This window comes from Lentilactobacillus hilgardii DSM 20176 = ATCC 8290 (genome assembly GCF_000159315.1).
Lineage (GTDB): Bacteria > Bacillota > Bacilli > Lactobacillales > Lactobacillaceae > Lentilactobacillus > Lentilactobacillus hilgardii.
The window spans coordinates 793,894-820,610 of sequence record NZ_GG669992.1 but is presented as its reverse complement, the minus strand read 5'-3'; the positions used below and the strand labels follow the sequence as shown (position 1 = coordinate 820,610).

Genomic DNA, 26,717 nt, shown 5'->3' with positions numbered 1-26,717 from the left:
CCGTTTCCGTCTACTAAAATCAACCATTTTTAAATCATTATTATTAACTTGGTTAAGTTGTATTCGATCATTACAGCCGTGTATAGAACTCTCGAAGAGTTTCTTCTCTTCTGGCATTGTTTCAAATAAAAATTTTGGATGCCACTGTACTTCGATCACCTAACCATCTGTTTTGAACTCAATCGCTTCAATAACCGTTTCTGGTGTTGGCCCCACAATATTTAGTTCAGATCCCGGCTTTTTAATTGCCTGATGGTAATGCGAGATGCTAATCGTTTTGATCCGCACACTTCAAATTTATCATAACCTCTTTTAATTCCAGCATCAATCGTAACATTGACATGTCATTTCGGATAAATAGGCAATATTACGTCACCCTCACTTGATATAAATTTCAAAAGTCTTCCCATTACTTTTTAATTAATATAAGTGGATTGATCATTTAGAAAGCGTTATTTCTTTTATCACAATAATATAACTTTTCTCTTTCTATGTTACAAAAACATTTCAAATGACACGCTATTTCACCAGCCTCAAATTCTTAAGAACTCCTTAAGACTACTATTTCAGCTTTCAAAGCCCATTCCTTCTTAGTGATCGAAACGCCAAATTTGTAACAAGCTTGTTACAAATCGAGCGTAGAAAAATGTTATGGTATAGGTGTCTTAACAAAGTCTTAAGAAATTCGGGGAGATGATTTTTGATGAGTATAAAGAAACAAGTAGCTCTAGGTTTGTTTTCAATGGCTAGTGTCTTTACCTTAAGCCAAGTCGCCGCGAACGCCGATACTAAGGTCACAGTAAAATCAGGCGATACCTTATATAAAATCGCTACAAAATACCACACGACCGTTAGTACAATCGCAAAAGCAAATCATTTAAAGGACGCAAATACAATTGTTACCGGAACCCAAATCACGATTCCAGGTAAATCAACTGCTGCATCAAGTTCAACATCATCAAATTCGGGTGCTAAAAAATACACGACGGGGAAAACCTATACTGGAAAGAATAAGCAAACAACCAGTACATATGTGAGTCCGAGCTCAAATAAGCAAACAAGCACGACAAAATCATTAAGCAAAACTGCTTCCAGTTCAGCTACAACCAAATCAGCCAAGACTGCTAAATCATCAACAGCACTGAAAGCAAACGCAGCAACCAATACGACCGCCAGTCCTGATACTGATACTAATTCAGGCACCGTTGACGGTGTGACAACCTTAGCTCAAAAATTAACCACTCAAAACATTCCATATCAATGGGGTGGTACAACTACCAAGGACTTTGATTGTTCAGGATTTGTTCAATATGTTTATAAACAAAATGGCGTTTCTTTGCCACGAACAGCTGAAGCACAAGCAGAAGCTACTACAAACGAATCCGTATCAAATGCGCAACCAGGTGACCTTTTGTTCTGGGGAAGCAAAGGCGGCGTTTATCACAGCGCTATTTACCTGGGTAATAATCAATATGCTAATGCACCGGAACCCGGCAAGACAGTTCAAGTACAAACTATTTCACAATATTTTGCACCTAGCTTTGCCGGTTCGGTCAACGCTTAATTAATTGATGACCATTATAAAAAGCCACTTATCGTTTTAAAGACGATAGGTGGTTTTCTCATTTTATAAAGTCAGAAAATCCGATCAAAGTCGAGCACTAATGTGGTGACTTTAATCGGAATTTTTTATTTGAATTTATTAATCAAGTTAATGTAGAAATGGTCGGCCTTGTGAAAGAATCAATCCAACAATACCAACTACGATACAAAAGAAAAGTGCCCACCAGATTAAACTGGCATGAAACTTATTCTCTTGCTTGCGAGCAAACGCAATTTCAATAAATGCAATCAAACCCAGTGCTAAAATAACTTTGATAGTACTAAGTACTGGATTGTATTGCCAAGTTCCCAATAACAGAATAACGCCACTAATAATGGCGATCAAATATAAAACGCGTGCTGTCATTGCCCAACCGGTTACTTTATGAGATTTTGCGATCAAACCAAGCACAACCACGATTATTAATACGACCCAAGTCATTAAATGAATCCATAACCACAACATCGATTCAATTCCCCCAATATTTAATGTAATATATCTATCCTATGCTTTTTAGTGCGATTTGTTTAGGCAGAAACATCTTCTCAATTATAACAAGATATAAAAATAAGCGCCCGACAACGTCACAGGTTATCGGGTGCTTACCAAATCAACTATTAATTTCATATAGAACTGACCAACTCCCCTTCTCGAGAAGAGCCTCGAACACATCGAATCATTATATGTCGTCACTTCTGGCAAATTTGGGGGGATTTGCAATTAAGAAGCAGCTGCTGCAGTTTCCTGACCTTTCTCGCGTTGCAATTTCTTCTGCAACTTCTTTAATCTTTGTCGCGGTTTAAGGCCAGTAACTAATTGTCCAAAAACAGTCATCTCTAATTGTTTCCTTAGTGCCATAAAATCAACCCTCCCTTTATAAACGAAATAAGTTGAAAATAAACACGGACAGGATCAGTTACTGCCTGAGCTATTTCTAGCTGAAAGATGATTAAAGTTTCACCTTTCAACCTTTATTGTAAAAACTTATGATTAAAGTTCAACCATTTTTTTAAATTTTATCATGAAAAAGTAGTTATTGCTTTCTGTTAATTAGTTAATAATCACCAATCTTATGATTATACCCGTTAGAGGCGACTTGTTCACCAATTAATGCACTTAGTAATGCGAATTTGTCATAACACGGCAGTAATTTAATCGTGCAATATTGCCTGTCACCAATTTGACAAATTGTCCCTTTCTGAAAATATAATAGAGCTATTGAGGGGAATAATAACAAAACATCTTCAAAATTGATTGCTTAAGGAGCGTGATATTTATGTATTTTGTTATTGATCAAAACCCGAATGGAACATTTCAGTTTTTTATCAAATCCGCCGATCACGAAACGATCGCAATGAGCAAAGCTTTTGACACCAAGCATGACGTTCAAAGGGCTGTTTCTATCATCATGAATGGGCATCTTAGCCCGGAATCCCATATAGAAGACCTTGTCTAAGGTTACCTAATGACTGAAGTGATGTGACTATAAGGGTTTCTCCAACAACATGTTTCAATTAAGTTCTTAAAAAGAATGACAGAAAGGTCGAGGCGAATCCAGCCTCGGCTTTTTTATTATCTAAACACGAGAATGATGAGCTTTTTAACACGTTTTTATTATAGACTTGGTAAAATGGATGCGAGGACTCGAAATCGTTATGTGGGGGCATTAACGTGAAAAAATACAACATCGCTTACAACATAACTATCATGATACTTGCCATTATCTCAATTGCACTAACCATACTTGATTTTTTGCAATACAATCAGTTTGAATAGTGACCCTTGGAACGTCATCAATGATGGTATTTTAATCATTTTTACAATTGATTATTTCACAAGATTAGTCTACGCAAAAGATAAATCTGAGTTTTTCATTCACAACATTTTTGATTTACTGGCAATCATCCCACTATATTCAGCCTTTAGTTTCTTTCGATTCTCAAGAGTTTTCCGCATTTTTCGATTGCTCAAACTACTTCGTTTCATCCGAATGGTCGGTGTCATCGGTAAACTTCAAAAGTCATTTCATACTTTTTTGAAAACCAACGGCTTTATTTATGAGATAGGGAAAGAAAACACGTTCTTTTAAGGACGTGATGAATTGCCTCCGTTTTTACGTCTAATGAACGATAAATACCTACCAATAAGTTTCCTTATTTTATGAATTTATGTATACAGCAGCATTCTTAACATGCTATAATATTTATCGAAAAAAGTACAAATAGATTAGCATATGACTAAATCTCGTTGCATAATGCAAATTATCATTACACGTGGGGAACTAGACTTTAACTAGTCCCATTGAGGAATTTGCAAATGCTCTGGCTTACAAGTCCCGCCGATGAACACGGTTTTGGAATTGTTCATATAAAGATTGGTCAAGATGATTAGGTTCAGCTACTAGTAAGCGTGCCTAAACGGCATGACTGCCTTTCGGTTATTTTGTCAGTGTTCAGCGTGCGGGCAGAATGACGGCGCTAAAACGTTAGATATTCGGGAGTGGACGTGTTCTAAATATTAATGCGGCAGTTAATATCCTTAATTGCGGACTAAAAGCTATTGGTTAGGAACTAGCCATGGTAAAAGAGCGAGGTTCTGGAAGTTAGGTTTTCGGCATACCGATGTAACAGCCTAAATACTACTTCGCGTTCCCAGAAGCTCGGGCATTCATGACCGAGTAGTTCACCGGTATGCTGACAAGTACGATCACCTCATTTTTTGCAGGTCGGAATAAAAGCCAATATAGAGATTTAAAGGTCCGTTTGACTAAAATTGAACAGCAAAATGAAGAATTAAAGAATAGTTTGGATGATTTAAAGAAAAAATTAAAATAAAACAAGATACAATTGAAGCCCCTCGCGTTTTCCGCCGCGAGAGGCTTCTTGTAATGTTTTACAACTCAATCATTATATCATGTGTGCCGTCGTATGTGATCATATTATCTTAATTACTCTTTTGGATTAACTATGATACACAAATCCGTAACTATTTAATATGCACTCTGGGGTCAAACTATTTTTCTCCGTTATTATGTGTTCCGTAGTTTCCGGTTAACTTTTTATTTTTGAATGACTTTTATAACTTTAGTAAAAATAATCAAAATACAAGAAGTGCCTCATCAATTACGAAGCTCTCCTCTCAGTCCTATTTTGCCAACCTTGATCTGGTATAGTCCGCAAATCCTGCAACATGGTACTCAACACCGGACAACTTAGGATTAACCAAATGATCTTCTTTTACATAATACAGTGGAATAACACCGGTTAACTTCTGCAGTCGATTTTCAGCTTGTCTGAGATTCCGCCAATAATCGGTTTGGTTATCAGCTTTTTTAGCACTGGCAACCAGCCTATCATAAGTTTTATCACTAAAATGACCTGGATTCATCGTATTATTAGTTGTCAGAATACCCAAATAATTAATTGGATCCGCAAAATCCGCCAACCAATACCATTGACTTAACTGCCACTGACCATTAGTCCGTCGATTTTGATAAGCCTTATCAGGTAAATTACTGATGCTGACTTTTGCGTTAGGCAGGTTTTGATTAATTTGCCCTTACACAAACTGAGCAACATTACGAGTCACATCCTGATCGTCACCGATAATTGATAATTTAAGTGTCCCGGAAATCTTAGCTTCTTTTCGGCCTTGATTCCATAAGCGCTTTGCCTTTTGAAGGTTCGGTTCAACACTGGTGCTGGTTTCTTGACTGAAATCCCTACCGGTAATAGGATCAACCGATGTTTTTGGACTGACAAAACTACTTGCAGGTTCCGAACCATCCGAAAGCACCTTTTTGGTTAGTTCATTTCGATTGATCACAAGTGAGATTGCCTCTCGAAGTTTCTGATTGGCCAAAGGCTGCCCACTCTTTTGGTTAACCTGCAAATAATATGTCCATGCTTTCGGTACCCGCTTAAGATCTTTGTTCTTTTGCAGACTCTTAGCAGTTACACCGGAAATAGTAGCATCGTCCAATTTGTCGGATTGAAATAAATTATGTGCAGTGTTAGGGTCCTTGACCGTCTTATAATTGATCCGATCCAGCTTGATTGACTTCTTATCCCAATAATAAGGATTGCGAACAAGTTGATAACTATCATTAGTTCCCGTCCATTTGGTAATCTTAAATGCACCATTTGAAACCGTATTTTTCGCATTGGTTCCATATTTCTTAACGCCGACTTTAGTCACAAACGACTTATCTTTCGGCATAAATACAGGCATCGCAATCAACTTATTGAAATAGGTCATTGGATGATCCAAAGTAATCACGAGTGTTCTGTCACCTGTCGCCCTAATCCCCAAAGTCTTATACGATTTCTTATTAGCCATGATAGCATCCGCATTTTTAATGCCACTGAAAATGTACGTATAAACCGGATTATTAGCCGGATTCATTGCCCGCTTCCATGCAAACTCGAAATCTTCAGCCTTCACAGGATCGCCGTTACTCCACTTAGCATTTTTTCGGATATGAAAAACGTACTTCTTCCCATTATCGGTCGGCTTAACAAGTTTTGTTGCCATTGCAGGTGCCGGTTGATCATTACTATTCAACCGGTACAAGCCTTCCGAAATGTTGGTTAACGTATTGAACTCAGGTAAAGTCGCCTGATTTGTATTGTCCAACGTGGTGAGCTCGGATGTCTGCATTAAGTTAAGTGTCCGTTTATTTGACTGATTTTGAGTACCACATCCCGATAAAACAACCACCGTTATGAAGGTTGCCAACCCGGCCAAAAATAATTTGATCTTTTTCACGATTTATCCCCTCAATTTATTCAAAATTCAATCAGCACAATAAAACTTATATCCCTCAAATTTCGTCAAACACGCTTAATTTCAATCGGAACTGCATGTTTTAAAGTCTCATGAACTGTACATTCCTTAATAACTTGATTGATAAAAGTGTGCTGATCCTGTTCATTCAAATTGGTTTCAGCATGTATCGTGACCTGAATTTTGGTCACTGCTGATCGACCATCTTGATACTTGGTCGTTTCACCAGCCGTTTTTACTTCAAATTTATTAATTTTGATTTCCGGCTGCCGTCTAACAATATCATTTGCAGTAATGGCCATACAAGAGCTAACTGCAGACAATAAATATTGCACCGGATTTGGACCGGCATCTGTGCCACCACCAGCAACCGGCTCATCAACCAGGAAATGGTGAATGCCGGTTTGCGTGTCCACTTGAGCACCAACCTTGCGTAATTTTGCATTAACGATATATCTTCCCATAGGAAACCTCCATAAAAATTCTAATTTCTTTTAGTAAGCATACCAAAATACCAGCGATGACTCAAAACAAATCATCACTGGTATTTTTAATTGATCTTACTTATCCGCCTTTTCGTTCTTCTCGTCACGCGGATCTTGAATATGATTATCTTTTAGATACTTTTTAAACGGTCTGACTAAATGGTACGTATGAACATCATTTACCGTAAATCGACTAACATGACGTAAATCATCAGCTGCCTTCACAGCAGCCTCTCCCGTCACTGTTTGCTCACGGACCACCAGCACCGGTCGCCAGCCGAATTTGGTCTCAACAACTGCCACTCGGCCCAACTCGGGAAAACCGTCAACAAGTTCTGAACCTTCATTACCTGTCTTTTTGCCGATTTTCCAGAAAAATTCATGGTCAGTTGCCAATGTGCGCTTGCCATCTTCTTCCAGTCGAATGTGCAATCCGCCGATCACTCGACGAACTTGTTCCTTTGGTCCCTTCGATTTCTTTGAATGCTGCTGGTTACTCTGTTTCTCTGAAATTGTCTTCTTATCAGCCATAATTTATAATTCCTTTGCCTTCATTCTTTTTCTTAGAATTGTAAGCAAACTCAATCATCTCAATTTGCTTTATACACTACATTTTAATGATACTATCATCGATTTACAATTTCCAATTACAAATGATTACAAAAGCCGTAATATGCGGTTTCGGGTGATAGCTGCTTTAATCCGCACACTTTTTAGGACTGCTCCGTCAACCACAAACCTGCATATAAGCCAACTCGGCTCAAATTCCAAAACCGGGATTCCCGAAATGAACGCTTTACACTCCGAACGATAATCGCTTTGCTCTGCACACTTATACTAGGACTGCTCCTCAAAGCATCGTTCTGCATGTAAGGGATCCCTTTCAAAAATCCAAACCCGGGATTTCCGAAAAGAACGCCTTACACCCCGAACGATAACCGCTTTGCTCTGCACACTTATACTAGGACTGCTCCTCAAAGCAGTACCACTCCATGTAAGAGATCAATTTAAAAAATTCAAAACCGGAATTTTCCAAATTGACGTCTTACATTCCGGGTACTATCGCTTTGCTCTGCACACTTATTCATAGCTCAAGCTCTCTATTGGATCCAATCTTGCTGCTTTTCCTGCTGGTGCCAGAGCAGCCAGTAACGAAATGGCAATTGAGATAATCAGTCCGAAGAGAATATTACCAGTAGAGATTTGCATGATCTGATAATTAATGCCGGATTCGGCAATGTGGTTGGCAATCGCAGCCAGTCCTTCTGCCAAAATAATTGCAAGCACCGACGAGAACAAGCCAATGAAGAAAGCTTCAGAGAAAAATAAATTTCGAATACTGCCCTTTGATGTCCCCAACGCACGTAAAATACCGATTTCTTTGGTTCTTTCAGAAACACTGATGTAAAGAACAACAATAATCATGATTGCTGATACCAATAAGGAGATGCCGGCAATCGTCGCCAATACATTAACCGCTAAATTAATATAGGTATTCAAAGTGTCAACAAAACCACCAACACCGGTAATCATATATTGCGCCTTATTCTTACTGTTTTTAAAGGCCTTAATCTTATTTTGAACCGGTTTAACATTTTCTACACTGCCAGTTACTTCAAGTGTTAAGAAATTTGGTTTAATACTAATATTTTTTGACCCATAAATCGACTTCATTGTTTGATAAGTAACGGAAGTAGACCCGGTATTGGCCTTTGCAATCCCACTCACTTTCAATGTTTTACTTAAAGTCACCGGTCGTTTCTGCTTATTTAACGTATTTTGATAGAAAATAATCTTCTTACCGATCAGAGAATAGGGATGCTTTTTATTTAGCTTTGCAGCAATTTCCTTAGTCAGCAGGATTTCATTACCCTTGGGCGCATCCCCTTTTGTGATGCTCTTCTTCAAAATTGTCGGGTTAAACGTCTGCATAAACGAAATAGCAGCTGTCTGTTTACCTAATCGCAACTGGCTGCCACCTTGCACGTAAAACCCGTTCTGAACGTTTTTAACGTGCTTAATCTTCTCTAGTCGGTTCTTATCCTTTGTCTGCATATTACTCTTGTTGACGTCTGTATTATCGCTGCTGACATTCTTGGTAATCTGCAACGCATTCGGATTTACCTGCGAGTATATTTCGTGATTAATATATCCTTGGACACCATTTCCCAGTCCAAGCATGACAATCACACTAAAGATCCCAATCGCTGCTCCGATAATAATCAGAATATTTCGTTTCAAATTGTATCGCATATTTTCCAGTGCCATTTTTAAGGTTGCACCGAATTTTAGAGTATGCGTCGTTAACTCATTTTCATTACCAGCTTTATACGGTTCCTTAATCTGCTTATCTTCACTGATTTTACCGTCCGTTAATCGCACAATTCGGGTACCAAAATCCGCGACAGTCTGTGAATGGGTAACTGTGATCACCAATTTACCGTCCGTAGCAATCTGATCAAGCAGTTCAAGAATTTCCTGTGTGTTTTGGCTGTCCAAAGCCCCCGTTGGTTCATCAGCAATAATGATTTCAGGGTCGGAAGCCAACGCACGGGCAATTGCGACCCGTTGCTTTTGGCCACCCGAAAGCTGGTTTGGAAATTTTTTAACATGTTCCTTCAGCCCAACCTGTTCCAACAATTGATGGGCACGTTCTTCCTGCTGCTTACGACTCAAGGTTGTCATTTCAAGAGACACCATTACATTTTGAAGAACTGTCAAATGGCTGATCAAATTAAAATTTTGAAAAATAAAACCGATTGTTTGTCGTCGATAGGCATCCAACTGTTTGTTAGTGTCGTGTCGCAATGAATTACCATTCAGAACAACATCACCGGTGTAATTACTGTCCAAGCCACCGATAATATTCATCAAGGTAGTTTTCCCACCACCTGATTCACCAAGAATTGAAACGAACTCCCCTTGTTCAAATGAAAGGTTCAATCCCTTAAGTACCGGGAACTCTTCACTGCCAAGGTAATACGATTTCTGAATATCATGTAATTCCAGATAAGCCATATTTTCCTCCGTTCTTCTAAATCGGGAGATACGTATACTCGATGTATTGTACCGCGAATACATAAGTTTGGGAATAGTGGCCACTGAATTTTATGACGTCATTGTTAGACGCATTAATAACTGATAAGGGATCCATTTCAAAAATCCAAGCCTGGGATTTTCGAAATCGACGCCTTACACTCCGAACGTTAACCGCTTAGCTCCGCACACTTTTCACCATTGCATCCGTCACCAATTTCAATTGTTGGTATACGGCAGTTGGATCAAAGTAATACATTTTATTTTCCGGCAACTGAACAACATGGCCCGCTTCGACTGCCGGTAGGCTCTTCCACACCGGATTCGATTTTAGATCCGAAATTGCCTGCTTATTCGTTGATTTCCCACTCGTTGTATTTGTAAAGAACAGCCAGTCCGCCGAATACTTCTTCAACGACTCCAAAGAAATCTGCTGAAAGCCTGCACCTTGGTCAATCTTTTGAATAGAAGCAGGCAGTTTAAATCCAAGTCCGGTAACCAACGCTTGACCGCCACGTCCCCATTTCGCGCCATCTACGAATAATTTACCGTTCTGCATATCATAAATACCGATTGACGTTTTAGTCGGATTGATTCCCGCTTTTTTCAATCGCTGTGACTGCTTATCGGATTCGCTTTTAAATTTGGCAATCCAACTCTGAGCCTGCTTTTGTCGGTTCAGGACCTGACCGAACTTAGTTGCCTTTTTTTCAATATTACCCGTTGTGCCGTAGGGAATATACACAACCGGTGCAATCTTTTTCAATGGCTTCACATCTGACTCATTGGATGTCACGATCAAATCAGGCTTCAACTTCAGCACCGCTTCCGGCTTCATCGTTAACCCCAGATTCGTGATGCCTTTTTTTTGAGACTTTGTTATATATGGGCTCGTAAAATCAATGGACGTTGCACCCACAACGTGACCGCTCAACGATAATACATCCCCTGTATAAACATTAGTCACAATCCGTTTTGGATCGGTAGGAATTTTAACTTTTCCGGAAGCAGTCCGAATGACCCTGGTACTGCTTGTCGACTCCTTATTGGCAGACTTGTCCGAATTTCCCCTTCCACAACCCGCCAAAAATAAAAGTGCCATCATAGCAACAGACAACACCTTAAGATATGTATGTTTCTTTTTCATCATTATTCAACCCTTTCTGAAAATAACAAGTAAATAAAATACGGCACGGTAACCGCTGAAACAACTAATCCAACCGGCAACGCTGTTTTTCCAAACGCATTGGTTGCCACAAACTGAGCCAGCATCATAATACAACAGCCGAGTAACCAACTGGTCGGCAATAAATAAGTCACCCGCTGCCCTACTAATTTTCTGGCAATGTTAGGTGCCATTAAGCCAACAAAACTAATGGCCCCACCAACCAAAACCGCTCCGGTTGCACATAGAATGGCAATGCCCATCAACACATTACCGGCCACCTTAACGTTCACACCAATGCCATAAGCACCACGACTCCCCAATGTTAACCCATTAAGTGCCGGGACCATTAAGATAACTAGAATAATCAGACCAATACCAAGCAATAATTGGGTCGTTAAAAATGGCATACCCAGATTCCAAAAACTGCCATTCAACCAAACCAATACTTTATCAAAATCAAACTGGTTCATTTCCAATTCAAGCATCAAAATAATACCATTCAAAACTGCTGTTAAGGCTACTCATGCCAATAAAATTTTAATTGCGGATTGTTGCCGACCAACCAACATGAGTAATCCGGAACTGGTAAGTCCGCCAATAAGTGCTGCCAGCAACAGCCAGGAAGAAATTAAATGAAGGCCAACTGCAGCCGATACAAACATGGCAATCACAACACCAAGGCTCGCACCGGCGTTAATGCCAAGGATGGTGGAATCTGCCAACGAATTATGCGTCAGGATTTGCAGAATCAAACCGCTAACAGCCAACTCACCACCCGTGATAATCGATGCCAATAAGCCTGGGAACCGTAACTGCCAAACAACAAAATTAGTGGTGAAATCCCGACTGAGTCCAAACAAAGATTTCATGACCTCAACGACATTTAATTTGATGTCTCCAAATGACAAGACTGCCAATAAAAGCCCAATCCAAATGGTGCAAAGAATCATAAAAGTCAGTACTAACCGTATCCTTCTTGTCATTTCACTACCTTCTTTTTAAAGGCCACCAATATAAACAAAACGATCCCACCGACAATGGCACTTAGGGCCGATAACGGTAATTCAACAGAACTGACCGCTGCTTTGGAAATCAAATCGGCAAACAGCATAAAAATGCCGCCGCACAGTGCAATCGGAAAAACGTTGGCTTTGAATGAACCGGGATGAACAAAATTGACCATTTGGGGCACGCCCACCCCGACAAACCCGATGTTGCCACCTACAGCTACGGAACTACCGGCAGCTAATACGATTAAAGCAATTGCGATCCCCATTAATTTTTTAAAAGAAAGTCCCAGTCCAACGGTTGTTTGATGGTCAAGCCCCAACAGCGTAAATTCGGTTCGAAAGAAAAAGACACTGCCCACCACCACAATCGCAACCAGAACCAATAAGCCGACCTGTTCATAATTGGCACCGCTAAAACCGCCAGCCAGAATAACTCGAAATTGTTGAGTGTTGTTGGTCATAAAACTGACTGCCATCGATATGCTACTGAGAAAACCTGAAAAAATAGTGCCGCCAAGTAGTAATCGAAGTGGGCTGAATCCTTTTTTGTTTAAGGAAAGCCCGATGACAACCAAGAACGCCAATAATGCACCTATAAGCGCCAGCCAAAAAGCATTAAGAACTGTCAATGCAAGTCCGGCTAATTCTCCCGCAATCAAAGCCAAATTTGCACCGGCATTAACACCAATGATTGACGGATCAGCCAAGGGATTATGTGAAATTGTTTGCAGCAACAAACCGCCAGTCGCCAGTAAAATGCCAACCAGCATTGCGGCCAACACTCTTGGAATGCGGACATCCCACAGAATTTGTGTGGCTAATTTTGAGGTAGGCCGCCAAAATTCTGATATACCATACCACTTTGGACCGCCCAAAGTATCCAGCAGAACCGCAAACCCCAACGCCAGCAGCAGGCAACCGGTTAACACTCTTTTTTTATGAAAGATCATGATGGCATTGCCAGCGTATGGCAATTCATGATTTGTGGGCAGCCATGATCATGAAGAATATCACCATCAACTTTAAACACATCAGCTAAAATGGCCTTTGTTATAACGTCAATCGGTCTGCCGGTTGCCTTTACATGACCATCAACCAGACAAACCAATCGGTGACAGTAACGGGCAGCTTCATTTAAATCATGTAACACAATAATGATTGTTTTCCGGAACTTGGCATTTAGTTCCTGTAACAGATTTAAAATCTCAAGTTGATTTGTCAGATCCAAGTATGTAGTCGGTTCGTCAAGCATCAAGATACAGCTGTCTTGAGCAAGTGTCATGGCAATCAACGCCCGCTGCTGTTGACCGCCAGAAAGACTGGTCAGCAGTTCATCTGCCTTTGAGGTCATGTGAACTGCCTGAATTGCGTCATTAATAGCTTTTCGATCTGTTTGTGACAGATGGTGGAAGCCACGTTGCCGACAATAGCGTCCATAAGAAACCAATTCAAAAACAGTAATCCCATCCGGAATAACTGTCCGCTGCGGTAAACAGGCAATCTGTTGTGCGCGTTGGCGAGCACTGAATCTTGAAATCGGCTTTCCGCTTAAAGTCACCGTTCCTGAAATCGGCGACTCGAAACCATTCAATACATTAAATAAAGTCGACTTGCCACTTCCGTTTGGACCTATTAATCCGGTAATCTGACCCTGAGCGATTGAAATGTCCTGATGATCAATCACGACTTTATGTCCATACCCTGCTGTTAAATCTTTTGCTGCCAAACTATCTGCCATCTTTTCAGCCCCTTTATTTTAGAACGACATCATTATGATAATAATTCTAATTTATTAAAAAGTAAGAGGGGATCCGACAAAATAAAGCTTTGCCAAATCCCCCCGGAAATCAATACGCTAAGTATACTTGCGAATTATTACCATTGTCAATATATTTTTTAATACAATTAGAATAAAATTCATAATGCTTTTACTTATTTCTGTTATTAAAAAGGCTCTTACAACGTTTTCATTACCGTTGCAAGAACCTTTTTAAAATATTCCATTACTATCAAATGACTGATTCAATCATCAAGTTCGGAAATTCAGTATTTAATTTAATGGTGCTGTTGATTGCATTAACTCAGGCGGCCATAATGCCAACAAGTAGCCATAACCATCCTGGTCAAACGTTAAGCTTTCAAACTCACGTTGTGAATCAAATGCTTGATAGTGAATATCACTAGCAGTGAAGTTACTATCCCGCACCTTTTCAGCCGGAATAGACGTTAAAATATCATCGGAAACAAAGTAAACCCGATCATTCTGTGGATTATAACTCATCCCTTGGTTGGTGGTACCACCACGGTTTCCAACCATGTTTTGTGAAGCTTGGAAGGAGACACCGTTTTCATCTAAACGACCATAGAACAAGATGTATCCCTTGCCATATTTACGACCCCAGTATGCATTACCACTCTTATCAAATGCAAGTGTATGCAACTGTAAGTTGGCACTATCACCGTGGTACATCTTGAAGTTATATTCACGAATTGGATTTAACGTATTCGGATCCATTTCAAGAACAGTGTTGTTATCATCCCGTGTCTTCAAGTCGGTTAACGTGTTATCTTCAGCAAGATAAATGTGTTTGTTTTGTGGGTTGAAAGCCAATGTCTGACCATGACCTATGTCAACCTCTGGAGACAATTGTGCGGTTTGAGCGATATCAACATACTTAAACATCTCAGGATTTTGTGCTTTAACCGCATCAACCTGACTTTGATAAGTATTGATCTGGTTTTGAATGGATGTGATCTTTTTGTTGTAGTTGGCAACCTTCTTCTTATGCATCTGATATGACTTCATCCATTGTGCCATCTTAGTAGTTGCCTGTTTAACAATCTTCTTGGCCTTTTGTTTAGAAGCATAAGAATACTTGGCAGATTTTACAATTTTTTGATTCTTAGATTTCTTATTTTTCCAGTAATAATACCACTTTTGCGCATTATTCTGGTAGTTATTCTGATTATTCTGCCAAGATTTATTCTGGTTAAGCGTATTGGTTAACGTCTTAATCTGATCAAATGACCCTTTCATTTGATTATACGCATCTTCGTATTCCTGGTTATGTGCCGTTCCATCCGTTGTGTAAGGGTTAAAGTAATCAAATGCTTGCCACAAAGCTAAAGGATCGTTGTTGACACCAAGCTGCTGCAACTTGGCCATATTGAACTTAACGATTGCCCCTTGGTTTGTATTGGTTCCATTTGATTCAACGAAGTAAACGTTTCCGCTATCATCCATAGTGACACTTTGGAAGTTACCGTGTTGCAGGTTGGAAACGTTAAAACCATCTGGTAAGAACCATTTGGTCTTAAATGTATTTGATTGCGAACTACCTGAAATTGTTGAATAGGAGTTAGCGTAGTTATAGCCTGATGGATCAAGATCATACTTCGCGTATTTCTTCGACGTATTCCCTTGAGGCGTATCATTATTAACTGTGTTAAGAGCCTCTTCGTCATAATCTTTTAACACGTTACCGGCATTAACTTGTTTGATTGAGCCAGCCGAGCCGGGTGCATCGATAACGTCAGCATTGGCGTTAGCAGCGATTCCGAATATTCCGGCGGACGCAAATAAGAGAGCTGTCATTACAGCAAACTTAAAATGTCCCTTCATTACATATCCCCACCTTAATTTGTAAAATAAAAAATACATGACTCACATTCATTTATAACGATTTATCAGAAAAAGTACAAGGCTTATGCCCTCGTTTTCACTGAAACTCAATAAATGTAACGAGCAAGTAACTATAGTGTAACATTTCTGAAGAAAAGAGTGCGACAGAAAACGATTAGCTCCCAGAATATAAGCGATCAAATCAAATATTCTGGGTTTGAATATTGGATTTGATTGCTTATATGGCCGGGAGCTGTTTTTTGGCGCACGTTTCGGCTAGATAACAGTATCAGTGGCCTACTTCTCTCCTTTAAAGGAAACCGCAATATTTCTACTAAGAAGCACCAATTGCATGAATTCGGTAAAGGTATAATTATTTGGATCAAATTTACCGTGTTCAACTGTATGTCTGGAGTACGGCATCGTTTGTAAATGATAAGAGTTAAAATCAAAGAATTTATATAACCCCGACAAAACATCCAATTCATTCAACTCAAGTAGCCGGCCAAACTGCTTATGCCGATCCGTTTTGATTTGCTCGTTTATCCGTTTAATTTCATTTAGAGACGGATTATAGTTCCAGGTAGCTGTTCGCGACTGACCATATTTTTGAACAGTTACCATTTCTAGAATTGAAAACAGCAAATTAAACAAAACGATGTAATTATCGTGTGCTTGGTAAATCAGTCGTTTAACAATTTTAATTTGTTTGGCATGACCATTATCCAAAGAAGCCGCCAAATCATCCAGGTTTTGATTAAGTAAGTTGTGGGAATCCCGAATCAAGGTATCGACAAACACTTGATTCAGCTCATGATCATCAAGCTTTAAGAGCCTGTCGATGCGCTCAGAGTTCAATGGCATCTGGTCAATCCATGTCCAATGAAGCTTGGCAATCCGTTCAAAAAATTCTTTGTGGGCCGGATATTTATCTTCAAGCTGCTTGCCATTTTCACTTGCCTGTCGAAAACTATCTACCAGCCATTCAGGACCGCTAAAATCAATTGACTTACCATGAGACTGCACCTTAAACTTGTGCTGGTTGCCGTTTAATTTTGTGTTGGCAATAATTTTCCCCGGCTTACTGTTATCAATTTGTTGCTGTATCTTACGAAATTGTGCGGAGAGGCTCCGCGTTGATTGAGTCGTCATCCTTTTCACTGCCAATCATCGAGATTTATTACTTTCATCATACGGTACCCCGGTGACTTTAGCAAAGGAATTACTTTTCGAAGACAGCCCGCATTCTCGTAACGGCTCGCTTAATATCGTTGCTTTGGGCAATCATGGAAATAACAGACGCACCAGCCACTCCTGTTTGTGGCAATTCAGAAATGTTTTCCTCGGTAATCCCACCAATTGCAACGACAGGCAACCGGCTGGACTGAACCAGCCTCTTTAAACCGGCTATCCCAATCACCGGATCGGCATCTGCTTTTGAACCAGTTGGATACACAGGGCCACTTCCTATGTAACTAATACCCTCGGTTTCATTGGCAATGGCAACCTGCTCTTTTGTATCACAGGAAAGCCCAACAAACATTTTTGTGCCGACTTGTTGAATCACTTTCGTTACCCGCTCGTCTTTTTGGCCAACATGAATGCCGTCAGCCGCTGTTTCAAGTGCCAAATCAACATCATCATCCACGATAAACGGAATTTTGTAGGTTTCGCAAAGCTTCCGAAGTGTATGCGCCATATCAACCTTTTTCTCTTCCGAGAGAGATCCGGGGCCCTTTTCACGATACTGAAACGCGGTAATGCCTGACTGTAAAGCTTGAGTAAGTACCTCTGGTAACGTCAGATTTGACTTTTTAATATCTTGTGTGCCGGCAATAAAATACGCCCGTAACATACCGACTTTAAATGCCATTGCCATCAGTCGTCACCCTCTTTGTCAATCTTGGCCCAGTGATTCAGCGGCCCATGCCCGTGTCCTACCTGAATGCCGTTTGCAATAGTAGCCTGAACATATTTCTTACCGGTGCGAATAGCCGTTTCAACATCGCTTCCCTTCGCTAATTCGGCTGTGATACATGAAGAGAGTGTATCTCCTGTTCCATGCGTCCGCTTAGTGTCGACTCTTGGTGAACTGACCCAAAAAGAATTGCCGTTTTCAAGCAAAATAAAATCAGAGGATTCTTTTGATTCGACTTGATGACCGCCTTTAATCAACACGTTTTTAACACCCATACTTTGAAGCTTTTTAGCGGCCTGAATCATTTGATCGTGATCATTAATTTTCATGCCGGCTAATTCTTCTGCTTCGGGCAGATTTGGCGTTAAAATATCAGCCAGCGGCAATAGTTTTTCACGTACAGTGCTAATGGCATCTTCGGAAAGCAAACGTGCACCACCCTTGGCAATCATCACCGGGTCAACCGTTAACGGCCCCAAATCATACTTTTTTAAATTTTTGACAACTGCTTCAACAGTCGGTACATCAGCCAACATACCGGTTTTACATGCCCGAATTTTTAAGTCATCCGCTATTGAAGCAAATTGCTCATCAATCATTTTCTTTGGCATTGCCATAAAGTCCTGAACGCCAATAGTATTTTGCGCAGTAACCGCGACCACCACAGCCGCCGAGAAGACATGACGTTCCTGCATTGTCTTAATGTCTGCCATAACGCCGGCGCCACCGCCACTGTCAGTTCCTGCAATCGTAAGAGCTTGAACCGTTTCGTTAACCATTTTTATTTCTCCTTTGCTTATCCATTCTTCACTGATTAAAGATGTGATTATTCAAAGTTTGCATACTTTTCAACCGTTTTCGTATCGATTAAATGCAACTCGTCAATTAATTGTGGTCCAAATGAACCGGCAAGCGGCTTGTCCATTGCTTTAGCAACAACTTCACCCGCAACATCAAAAATCACAACGGCTGTTTGGGCGGCTTCAAAGTAATCATCTTCGACCCCTACAAAACAGCCAATTGTACTTGAAAGCATATCACCGGATCCAACATGCAATTTGAATAAATCAGACTCATTGAACACTTTAACCACCGCATCACCATTTGTAATGATATCGGTTTTTCCGCTTTCAACAACTGTGCAATTGTATTTATTCGCCAATTTTTTAGCAATTTCAACCAAATCCCCGGCACCTTCACCGGCATCAATACCTTTAGCATGCCATTCAACACCTGCCAAGGCTGCAATTTCGCCAGCATTGCCTCGAATAACGCTTACCTGCTTTTGAGCAAGCAGCTCGTTACAGCGTTCCAAACGGTATTGCACAGCACCAACGGCTACGGGATCAACCACGATCGGCTTATGATATTGGTTGGCAAACGTCATTACCGTATCAATTTGAGTGAGCTGTTGCTCGGTAAATGCACCCAGATTAATTGTGACCGAGTTGGCCATTTTAACCATTGCTTCGGCCTCATTTTTCTCTTCAGACATAATCGGCGAAGCGCCCAGTGCATTAATACCGTTTGCAACGTCCTGAACGGTCACAAAATTAGAGATGTTAAAAGCAATTGGATTTTTTTCTCGTAGTGTGTTTAATAAATCAATTTTCATTGTATTTCTCCTTAAAATAAAATAGGACCGCGACAATTCCTCATTGCCTGCAGTCCAAAGTTGTTTACGTATAGAGTTGAATTAAGTGATGGCAAAATACTAGACAACCATCTTAAACGTGCCCCATCTCAAAAATGCCTTAAAATTTTGGATGGTTCACACCCTCACTGTCACTTTCCCTACGCAAGCATTGTCTTACAGGTTCCAAGGGACCAGATCGAGCAGATCCATCTCAACCGCTTCTGGCGGCACCCCTAGTGTTGTGCTTAATTTAAGAATAATTGATATCGCTTTCCTAGTCAATAAGGACAAGAAAAAAGAGGATCCAGCAAGGCTTGAATTTGCCACATCCCCGAATTCTTCCCCTCAGAAAGAAATTCACATTTTTCCTTTACATATCTAACACCATTATTTTTACATATAGTGAAGCGATTTGCAAACAAATAACATACAAATTTAATTATTTTTTAGGACTGATTCCGGGTGCTAACCGGTTAGATTCGTACACTTCTTAGGACTGTTCCTCAAAGCAACGTTCTGCATGTAAGGGATCCATTTCAAAAATCCAAACCCCGGATTTCCGAAATGAACGCCTTACACTCCGAACGTTAACCGCTTTGATCCGCGCACTTACCTTAGGACTGCTTCTCTAACCAGCACACTACCTATTAAACGCCGTCTGTTTATTCAGGACCTTTTGGGCATATTTACTAAGTGCAGTCAGTAACGAATCGAAGCATTTATCCGGTAATACTTTTCTCATGAATAGCATCGGCTTGGCACCTGACCCTCCCGCATAACGTGTTTTCGGTCGCCTTGAAAAAGCCGCCCTGTCAACCATCCTAGCAACTACCCTGGGCTCAGAGGCAAACTTATAGGAAAGGGAGAAAAAGTCTGCTGATAGACGTGCCAGCTTTTCATAAGGTCCCTCAGCTGCCTTTTCAACCATTTTTCCGGTAGCGGTATCTTTCCACGAAGACTTAACAGCACCGGGTTCAATCACGACAACATCTATACCAAACGGCTTCAACTCAAGCCTTAAGGCATCACTAATACCCTCAATGGCAAATTTGGAGCCTACATACCAACTTCCAAGTAAATTGTAAATTTTACCATCGATCGAAGAAATATTCACAATTCGACCGCTCTTTTGCTTTCGCATAAATGGTAAAACAGCCTGAATCATTTTCATCGCGGCAAACACATTTACTTTGAACTCGTACTCGCCTTCAGCCAAATCAACTTCTTCTGCCGGGCCAAAAACGCCCAACCCGGCATTATTAACCAAAACATCAATTCTACCGGTTTCCTTGGCAATTTGATTGACAACCTGATCCACTTCCTCATAATCCGTTACATCAAGATGACGCGTGTGAATTCCCAAGTCATCCAATTCGTTCATTTGGTAGACTTTTCTTGATACGGCATAAACATCCATCCCGTTCCGGTGCAGATTTTTTGCAATCTGCTTGCCAATTCCTGATGAAGCGCCGGTTACAATGGCAACTTTTCGGCTCATAAGCAATCCCGTCCTTCCATTATCTGAATCCAAGTAACGCTGAGTGATCAACTTTCTAATGCTTTAATTATATCACCGTTGCATGCATTTCCCATCACACGAAGCCTTCCGCTAACCCGAAAAATATGATAGTATTTGTCCCAATTTACAAGCCAAGGGGCAATTCACAATGGCGTTAATCAAATGATGATCCATGATACTTGTCGCGTAGTCAATTTTCCAGTACGATTAACGCTGTAGTTGTTAGTCAAACACTAGGAGGCTTTACAAATGTCATTAACTGATACGTATACCCTTTCAAACGGGGTTAAAATCCCTCAAGTAGGTTTTGGTACCTGGCAGTCTGCAAACGGTGACGAGGCCTATCACGCCGTTTTGGCCGCATTAAATGCCGGCTATCGCCACATCGATACCGCTGCTGCCTATGGTAACGAAGAAAGCGTCGGTCAGGCCATTATTGATAGTGGTGTCAGCCGCGAAGACCTTTTCGTCACGACCAAATTATGGAATGCCGATCATGGCTACGAGGCTACCAAAGAAGCATTTGGCCGTTCACTCGAAAAATTACGTTTGGATTATGTTGACCTTTATCTGATTCATTGGCCAAATCCAATCGACTTTCGTCAAAACTGGCAGCAGGCAAATGCCGACTCATGGCGGTCCATTGAAGAATTTTATGCAAACGGTACTGCCAAAGCGATCGGTGTTTCCAATTTCCGTGAAAAACACTTGGATGCGTTGCTGGAAACAGCCAAAGTAAAGCCAATGGTCAACCAGCTATTTATTAACCCATCCGATATGCAGCCGGGCGTCGTTAACTACAACAATAACCATGACATTTTAACCGAAGCATACAGTCCACTCGGGACCGGTGGTATTTTTAAGATTCCCGAATTGGCACCGATTGGCCGAAAATATGGCAAGACTCCCGCTCAGGTTGTTTTGCGCTGGTCACTTCAACACGGATTCCTACCGCTGCCAAAATCGGTTCACGAAAAGTACATCAAGGAAAATGCCGATATCTTTGATTTTAATTTATCCAATACTGATATGAAAACGATCGATGGGTTTCACGGCAAGGCCGGTTTGGCAATCGATCCGGATACCGCAACCTGGTAATCGTCATTTTTAATAATAGCCTTAAATAATCAACCGTTACGAAAACCCGATTCTCCATTCACATCGAATGAAAAGAATCGGGCTTTTTGTTTTTATTAATAACCTCAATAAAGCACAAGCAGGTGCGAAAGCCCCCTACTGTGTGCTATGATACTTAATAACTATAGATATAAGGAAGGTTTCATGTATACTAACAAACCACAGGTTCACGTTGAACAAGGTGAACAATTAAAATTAACAATTAAACGGCTGGGCATCAACGGTGAGGGAATCGGCTATTATGAACATAAGCTGGTCTTCGTGCCGGGTGCACTTCCTACTGAAAAAGTCGTTGTTGAAGTCACTGAAGATTTAAACAATTTTATTCGAGCAGACTTAATCGAAATTCTAAGAAAAAGTGAAGATCGTGTTCAGCCAGTCGATGATTATGCCAATGAAGTCGGCGGTTTTGAATTAGAAAATCTGGCATATCCAAAACAACTTGAATTTAAACGTGATGTCATTAAAGACTCACTGGAAAAATACAAGCCAGCAGGCTATCGAAAATACAAATTATTACCGACAATCGGGATGGATGATCCAACCCACTATCGAAACAAGGCCACTTTTCAAATCAGAAGCGATGGTCAAAAGGTGATTGCCGGATTGTACAAGCATCGCAGTCACACTGTAGTTGATTTAAAGACGTCCGCTTTACAGTACCCGCTCACGATGAAAGTCATGCGTGCCGTTGTTGAGATGATCGACGACTTGGGAATTCCAGTTTATGATGAAGAAAAAAACGCCGGCATTATCAAAACGGTCGTTGTTCGTGCCGCCACTGCAACTGATGAAGCACAGGTCACATTCATTACGCAGAGCAAAAAATTACTAAAAAAGCATCAATTGCTTGAACGCATTGATCACGATCTGCCAGAAGTTGTATCGGTCATGCAGAACGTTAATCCAGGTAAAACATCCCTGGTTTGGGGTGAAGAAACCATTCATTTGGCCGGCAAGGATAAAATTACCGAGGTTCTAAACAATTTATCTTTCGATCTATCCGCAAGGGCCTTTCTACAAGTCAATCCTGAAATGACAGCTGTCCTTTATCAAGAGGCTTTTAAAGCATTGGAGCTCTCTGGTAAGGAGAAATTAGTCGATGCCTATTCCGGGGTTGGTACAATTGGCCTCTCGGTTGCCCGTCAGGTTCGTGAAGTTCGTGGCATGGACACCATTAAAGATGCCGTTGATGATGCAAATGCCAACGCCATTAAGAATGGGATTGTCAATGCACTTTATGAAGTCGGTGAAGCTGAGAAGCTACTGCCCCTTTGGATTGAAGATGTTTGGAACCCAACCGCAATGATTGTTGATCCGCCACGAACCGGATTGGCAGATTCTCTAATTGATACCATTCTGGATATTACGCCTAAAAAGTTCGTGTATATTTCATGTAATCCTTCGACTTTGGCGCGAGATCTAGTAAAATTAACTCGGAAGTATAATGTCGAATACATTCAATCTGTTGATTTAATGCCGCAAACATCACGATGCGAATGTGTTGTCAAATTTAAAAAGAAATAACCTTTTGAAACACCATTAAGAAGGGAGACTACCATGCAAAATCCATTCGGGAATGGTAATAATGATAACAATGACAATAACGATAATGACCCACGGAATTTAATTCCAATCCCGCCTAACTTTGCGACGGTCGTTAACAAAGAAACCGGTCAGATCAGGATTGCAAAGGTTGGCCTTTCATTCACGGCACTCTTCTTCCAAATCCTGGTACCGGTCTTTCGATCCGATTGGTATAATTTCTTCTGTATGCTGGGCGTTGAAGTCATTGTCGGTATGGGATTATCAATGTATCTGGTTCAACCACTCAGCATTACCTTTTATACCGGTGAATATTTTCTCGGCATTATCTGGATGCTTATTTACAACATGATGTACTTTAAACATCTGTTTAAGCTGGGGTATGCGCCTGCAGATCAGCGTTCAAAAGAATTGCTAATCAGTGCCCGCTACCTTAAGAATAAAAGTGACAATCAAAATTAAAAAAATGACGTCTAGTCGTATGATTCAATACGACTGCACGTCATTTTTTATTTTCGATGTCTTAAGAAAAATCGTTTGTGCTTTTTCTTTGGCTTTTCTACGGCAATTCCCCCCTTAACCAACTGTTGCCGTTCCTGCACACGCTTCTCATCAATAGTCGGTGTTTCTCCCTGCTTTACTTCTGCCTTGGGAACCCCTGCCGGAATTCGATATGGGAATACCCAAAGTGCCGTCACAAAGAAGCGACCAATCAACCCGATGATCGGCACAAAGAAAACGCCAATGAAAATTAACACGTTAATCACATCTGAATAAAGAGACCGACGATCATGCCGAAGCACCCGAGCCAATTTGGAATCCGGCCGGTGAATCTTCAGCAACTCCCTCACCAGAATTTCAAACGAAACACTCCACATTGTGAAAATAAAGACGTAGGCCAAATTAGGCACAACATCGAAAGGATGCTGTCCAACCCAGATTGTCACTGCCGGGGACAACGTTAACCAAAACAGCCAAAATATATTTGCCCAAACAACTTTATCGTTAACATAATCCGTTAACTGGAACAGACGATGATGAGCCACCCAGATAACAGCTACGAATCCAAACGACACAACATAGGCAAAGAATATCAGTCGAACTTTCCACAACGATTGCCACGTTGGCGCGTCCGGAATTTGAATTGTCAGTACCAACAGTGTCAACACAATTGAAACAACCCCATCAGTAAACGCTTCAAGTCGAGACTTTGACATTTGTTTACGCTTCCCCTCACCAAAATAATATTTGACAGTCAACTATCCCTATCAAGAAAAGTATACTCGAAAACAAGCCCAAATGTTATCCCACCGCACTTTCTCTCAACTTTTATACTTAGAACATCTACCAGCCGGTTACAATCATCGGATTTCTCACTATTAGGTTGAAGCATATGCCAAATCAAAATTTTCAGCACACAAAAACAGCAGCCAAATAATCGAAATATTCAGCTGCTGCTTTTATGAGATGGAGCAAGATCAAACGCACATTCCACCATACGCTTTAAATCTTTGTTAATTTATATGCCCTTGTGGCATCAATTGCTGCTTTCCATCCTCTGTACAAGCGATTTCGTCGATTCTCATCCATTTTCGGTTCAAATTGTCGTCCCGGTTCTGCCAATGCTTTTACTTCATCGATATCTTTCCAGTATCCGACCGCTAGTCCGGCCAAAATTGCCGCACCAAATGCCGTCGTATTTTCATCAGCGGCTCGTTGAATCGGAATATTTAGGATATCAGCTTGAAATTGCATCAGGTAACTGTTTCGAGAAGCACCACCATCCGCTTTCAGAGCCGGAATGTGCATGTGGGTATCTTCTTCCATCGTTTGAATAATGTCCTTGGTACCGTATGCAATTGATTGTAGGGTTGCCTTTACAAAATCATCCTTGGTCGTGCCACGGGTCAGTCCAAAGACAGATCCCCGGACATCCTGTTCCCAGTACGGTGCCCCCAAGCCGTTAAACGCCGGAATAACATAAACTTCGTCGTCATCGGTTGAATTCATTGCTGCCTGCCGAAATTCCGGGACATTATCGATTAATTTAAGGCTGTCCGCCAGCCAACTCAAGGCCGTTCCGGCTGAAAAGATTGATCCTTCAAGCGCATAGGTTACCTTCCCGCCGATATTATAAGCGATTGTGGTCAACAGGTTATCATCCGAAAGTTCAGGCTTGGTTCCTGTGTTCATCATAATAAAAGCACCGTCACCATAAGTATTTTTAATCATCCCGGGATCAAATGCCAATTGGCCGATCAAGGCTGCCGACTGGTCACCGGCAATTCCGGCAATCGGCACTTCAATACCGTAGAATTGGTAATTTTTAGTGGTGCCATAAAATTCACTTGATGTTTTAACAGTTGGTAAAATTGCCCGCGGAATATTCAACAGTCTAAGAATATCGTCATCCCAACGCAGTGCATGAATATTGAACAACATGGTACGACTGGCATTACTATAATCCGTTACATGATATTCGCCACCGGACAATTTCCAAACCAACCAGCTGTCAACGGTTCCAAAAAGTAATTCACTCTTTTCAGCCCGTTGCTGGGCACCTTCGACGTGATCCAAAATCCATCGAACCTTGGTAGCTGAAAAATAAGAATCGATAATTAATCCCGTCTTTTTGTGAATCAAATTCGAGTAGCCGTCATTCTTTAATTTTCGTGCCAGGGATGCCGTTTGCTTGGATTGCCAACCAATTGCATTATAAATCGGTTCACCAGTCTCTTTATCCCAAATCAATGTTGTTTCCCGTTGATTAACAATACCGATTCCGGAGATATCTTCCGGATGAATACCGGCATCAATAAAAGCTGATGAAATAACATTAAGGACAGATGTCCAAATTTCATTTGGATCAGTTTCAACCCAGCCATTATGTGGAATAATCTGTTTGACTGGTTTGAATGCCTCGATCACCTTTCGACCATTATGGTCAAAAATCATTGCTCTTGTACTTGTTGTACCTTGATCAATTGAAAGTACATATTTTGGTCTATCAGTAAGCATCTAATTCCCTCCGATCTTCGGAAACGATTTCATTATTATGAAAGAATAGTACCATAAATCGCGCCGAATTAACTGTTTGACAATCTCATTTCCCTAACAAAAAAGCACATTATGAACTATACCATAATGTGCCGCTTAGTTCAAATTGCCTAGTAATTAATGATCATAAGGAATCAGATAACTAGACCAATTATCGTTTTACATCAACGTGAATATCATCATCGCCGTCGTTTAG

23 protein-coding genes, 2 pseudogenes and 1 riboswitch are annotated in these 26,717 nt (G+C 40.8%); of the genes and pseudogenes, 6 read left to right on the top strand and 19 right to left on the bottom strand.

Translation table 11 applies throughout. From position 1 onward, the window contains the following. Nucleotides 1–703: 703 nt before the first annotated feature. Complete coding sequence (locus tag HMPREF0519_RS03650; protein WP_003634767.1) at nucleotides 704–1,564, top strand: C40 family peptidase; 861 nt, start codon at nucleotides 704–706, stop codon at nucleotides 1,562–1,564. A gap of 147 nt (nucleotides 1,565–1,711) precedes the next feature. On the opposite strand, the gene HMPREF0519_RS03645 is transcribed toward HMPREF0519_RS03650, so the two are convergent. After that, nucleotides 1,712–2,068: a DUF1516 family protein gene (locus HMPREF0519_RS03645; protein WP_003634764.1), complete on the bottom strand. Its 357-nt coding sequence runs from the start codon at nucleotides 2,066–2,068 to the stop codon at nucleotides 1,712–1,714. Between the two features lie 255 nt (nucleotides 2,069–2,323). Beyond that, nucleotides 2,324–2,461, bottom strand: a complete 138-nt coding sequence (locus HMPREF0519_RS13825) for a hypothetical protein (RefSeq protein ID WP_003557674.1) — start codon at nucleotides 2,459–2,461, stop codon at nucleotides 2,324–2,326. Between the two features lie 418 nt (nucleotides 2,462–2,879). On the opposite strand from HMPREF0519_RS13825, the gene HMPREF0519_RS03640 reads away from it, so the two are divergent. Together HMPREF0519_RS03640 and HMPREF0519_RS13255 are read left to right on the top strand one after the other, a co-directional pair. After that, nucleotides 2,880–3,059, top strand: coding sequence for a YegP family protein (locus HMPREF0519_RS03640; protein WP_003557672.1), 180 nt, complete (start codon nucleotides 2,880–2,882; stop codon nucleotides 3,057–3,059). Nucleotides 3,060–3,347: 288 nt separating this feature from the next. Next, a complete protein-coding gene (locus tag HMPREF0519_RS13255; RefSeq protein WP_318630591.1) occupies nucleotides 3,348–3,692 on the top strand; it encodes an ion transporter in 345 nt (114 codons plus the stop codon). 1,055 nt (nucleotides 3,693–4,747) lie between these two features. Here HMPREF0519_RS13255 and HMPREF0519_RS14285 read toward each other — a convergent pair. From HMPREF0519_RS14285 to HMPREF0519_RS03570, 15 genes and pseudogenes are all read right to left on the bottom strand, one after another. After that, a complete protein-coding gene (locus HMPREF0519_RS14285; protein WP_003634760.1) occupies nucleotides 4,748–5,047 on the bottom strand; it encodes a hypothetical protein in 300 nt (99 codons plus the stop codon). 114 nt (nucleotides 5,048–5,161) lie between these two features. Continuing rightward, entirely contained in the window at nucleotides 5,162–6,370 is a 1,209-nt protein-coding gene (locus HMPREF0519_RS03635; RefSeq protein WP_003634759.1) for a peptide ABC transporter substrate-binding protein, read from the bottom strand. A 65-nt stretch (nucleotides 6,371–6,435) separates the two neighbouring features. Then, nucleotides 6,436–6,852, bottom strand: coding sequence for an OsmC family protein (locus HMPREF0519_RS03630; RefSeq protein WP_003557665.1), 417 nt, complete (start codon nucleotides 6,850–6,852; stop codon nucleotides 6,436–6,438). A gap of 96 nt (nucleotides 6,853–6,948) precedes the next feature. Then, a complete protein-coding gene (locus HMPREF0519_RS03625) occupies nucleotides 6,949–7,404 on the bottom strand; it encodes a DUF5839 family protein (RefSeq protein ID WP_003634757.1) in 456 nt (151 codons plus the stop codon). A gap of 549 nt (nucleotides 7,405–7,953) precedes the next feature. Further along, nucleotides 7,954–9,891, bottom strand: coding sequence for an ABC transporter ATP-binding protein/permease (locus tag HMPREF0519_RS03620; RefSeq protein ID WP_003634752.1), 1,938 nt, complete (start codon nucleotides 9,889–9,891; stop codon nucleotides 7,954–7,956). A 196-nt stretch (nucleotides 9,892–10,087) separates the two neighbouring features. Continuing rightward, complete coding sequence (locus tag HMPREF0519_RS03615; RefSeq protein WP_003634750.1) at nucleotides 10,088–11,059, bottom strand: ABC transporter substrate-binding protein; 972 nt, start codon at nucleotides 11,057–11,059, stop codon at nucleotides 10,088–10,090. Then, nucleotides 11,059–12,027: pseudogene (locus HMPREF0519_RS03610) on the bottom strand (FecCD family ABC transporter permease). Before HMPREF0519_RS03610 ends, HMPREF0519_RS03615 begins: the two are co-directional and overlap by 1 nt. A 29-nt stretch (nucleotides 12,028–12,056) precedes the next feature. Next, nucleotides 12,057–13,037 (bottom strand): FecCD family ABC transporter permease, encoded by a 981-nt coding sequence (locus HMPREF0519_RS03605; RefSeq protein ID WP_003552136.1) that lies wholly within the window; start codon nucleotides 13,035–13,037, stop codon nucleotides 12,057–12,059. Then, nucleotides 13,034–13,825 carry an ABC transporter ATP-binding protein gene (locus tag HMPREF0519_RS03600; RefSeq protein WP_003634744.1) on the bottom strand — a complete coding sequence of 264 codons (792 nt, stop codon included), beginning with the start codon at nucleotides 13,823–13,825 and terminating at the stop codon, nucleotides 13,034–13,036. The genes HMPREF0519_RS03605 and HMPREF0519_RS03600 overlap by 4 nt, the downstream gene beginning before the upstream one ends. A 312-nt stretch (nucleotides 13,826–14,137) precedes the next feature. Then, a complete protein-coding gene (locus tag HMPREF0519_RS03595) occupies nucleotides 14,138–15,709 on the bottom strand; it encodes a hypothetical protein (protein ID WP_040472649.1) in 1,572 nt (523 codons plus the stop codon). Between the two features lie 297 nt (nucleotides 15,710–16,006). Then, nucleotides 16,007–16,861, bottom strand: a complete 855-nt coding sequence (locus HMPREF0519_RS03590; RefSeq protein ID WP_003634740.1) for a hypothetical protein — start codon at nucleotides 16,859–16,861, stop codon at nucleotides 16,007–16,009. A 70-nt stretch (nucleotides 16,862–16,931) separates the two neighbouring features. After that, the gene (gene thiE, locus HMPREF0519_RS03585; protein ID WP_003634738.1) at nucleotides 16,932–17,588 is read right to left on the bottom strand and encodes a thiamine phosphate synthase; all 657 of its coding nucleotides are present in this window, start codon (nucleotides 17,586–17,588) and stop codon (nucleotides 16,932–16,934) included. Next, on the bottom strand, nucleotides 17,588–18,406 hold the full coding sequence (gene thiD, locus HMPREF0519_RS03580) for a bifunctional hydroxymethylpyrimidine kinase/phosphomethylpyrimidine kinase (protein ID WP_003634736.1): 819 nt from the start codon (nucleotides 18,404–18,406) through the stop codon (nucleotides 17,588–17,590). Before thiD ends, thiE begins: the two co-directional genes overlap by 1 nt. A 47-nt stretch (nucleotides 18,407–18,453) precedes the next feature. Next, the gene (gene thiM, locus HMPREF0519_RS03575; RefSeq protein WP_003634735.1) at nucleotides 18,454–19,242 is read right to left on the bottom strand and encodes a hydroxyethylthiazole kinase; all 789 of its coding nucleotides are present in this window, start codon (nucleotides 19,240–19,242) and stop codon (nucleotides 18,454–18,456) included. A gap of 158 nt (nucleotides 19,243–19,400) precedes the next feature. After that, nucleotides 19,401–19,508, bottom strand: a riboswitch (TPP riboswitch). A gap of 395 nt (nucleotides 19,509–19,903) precedes the next feature. Then, nucleotides 19,904–20,761, bottom strand: a complete 858-nt coding sequence (locus tag HMPREF0519_RS03570; protein ID WP_003634733.1) for an oxidoreductase — start codon at nucleotides 20,759–20,761, stop codon at nucleotides 19,904–19,906. Nucleotides 20,762–21,031: 270 nt separating this feature from the next. On the opposite strand from HMPREF0519_RS03570, the gene HMPREF0519_RS03565 reads away from it, so the two are divergent. From HMPREF0519_RS03565 to HMPREF0519_RS03555, 3 genes are all read left to right on the top strand, one after another. Next, nucleotides 21,032–21,880: an aldo/keto reductase gene (locus HMPREF0519_RS03565; RefSeq protein WP_003634731.1), complete on the top strand. Its 849-nt coding sequence runs from the start codon at nucleotides 21,032–21,034 to the stop codon at nucleotides 21,878–21,880. A 147-nt stretch (nucleotides 21,881–22,027) separates the two neighbouring features. Then, the gene (rlmD, locus tag HMPREF0519_RS03560; RefSeq protein ID WP_003634729.1) at nucleotides 22,028–23,446 is read left to right on the top strand and encodes a 23S rRNA (uracil(1939)-C(5))-methyltransferase RlmD; all 1,419 of its coding nucleotides are present in this window, start codon (nucleotides 22,028–22,030) and stop codon (nucleotides 23,444–23,446) included. 33 nt (nucleotides 23,447–23,479) lie between these two features. Next, nucleotides 23,480–23,926 carry a hypothetical protein gene (locus tag HMPREF0519_RS03555; RefSeq protein WP_003557631.1) on the top strand — a complete coding sequence of 149 codons (447 nt, stop codon included), beginning with the start codon at nucleotides 23,480–23,482 and terminating at the stop codon, nucleotides 23,924–23,926. 206 nt (nucleotides 23,927–24,132) lie between these two features. Here HMPREF0519_RS03555 and HMPREF0519_RS03550 read toward each other — a convergent pair. Further along, nucleotides 24,133–24,681, bottom strand: a pseudogene (locus tag HMPREF0519_RS03550) (TMEM175 family protein); the annotation flags it as partial. A gap of 286 nt (nucleotides 24,682–24,967) precedes the next feature. Beyond that, the gene (gene glpK, locus HMPREF0519_RS03545; RefSeq protein WP_003634723.1) at nucleotides 24,968–26,482 is read right to left on the bottom strand and encodes a glycerol kinase GlpK; all 1,515 of its coding nucleotides are present in this window, start codon (nucleotides 26,480–26,482) and stop codon (nucleotides 24,968–24,970) included. Nucleotides 26,483–26,717: the final 235 nt, after the last annotated feature.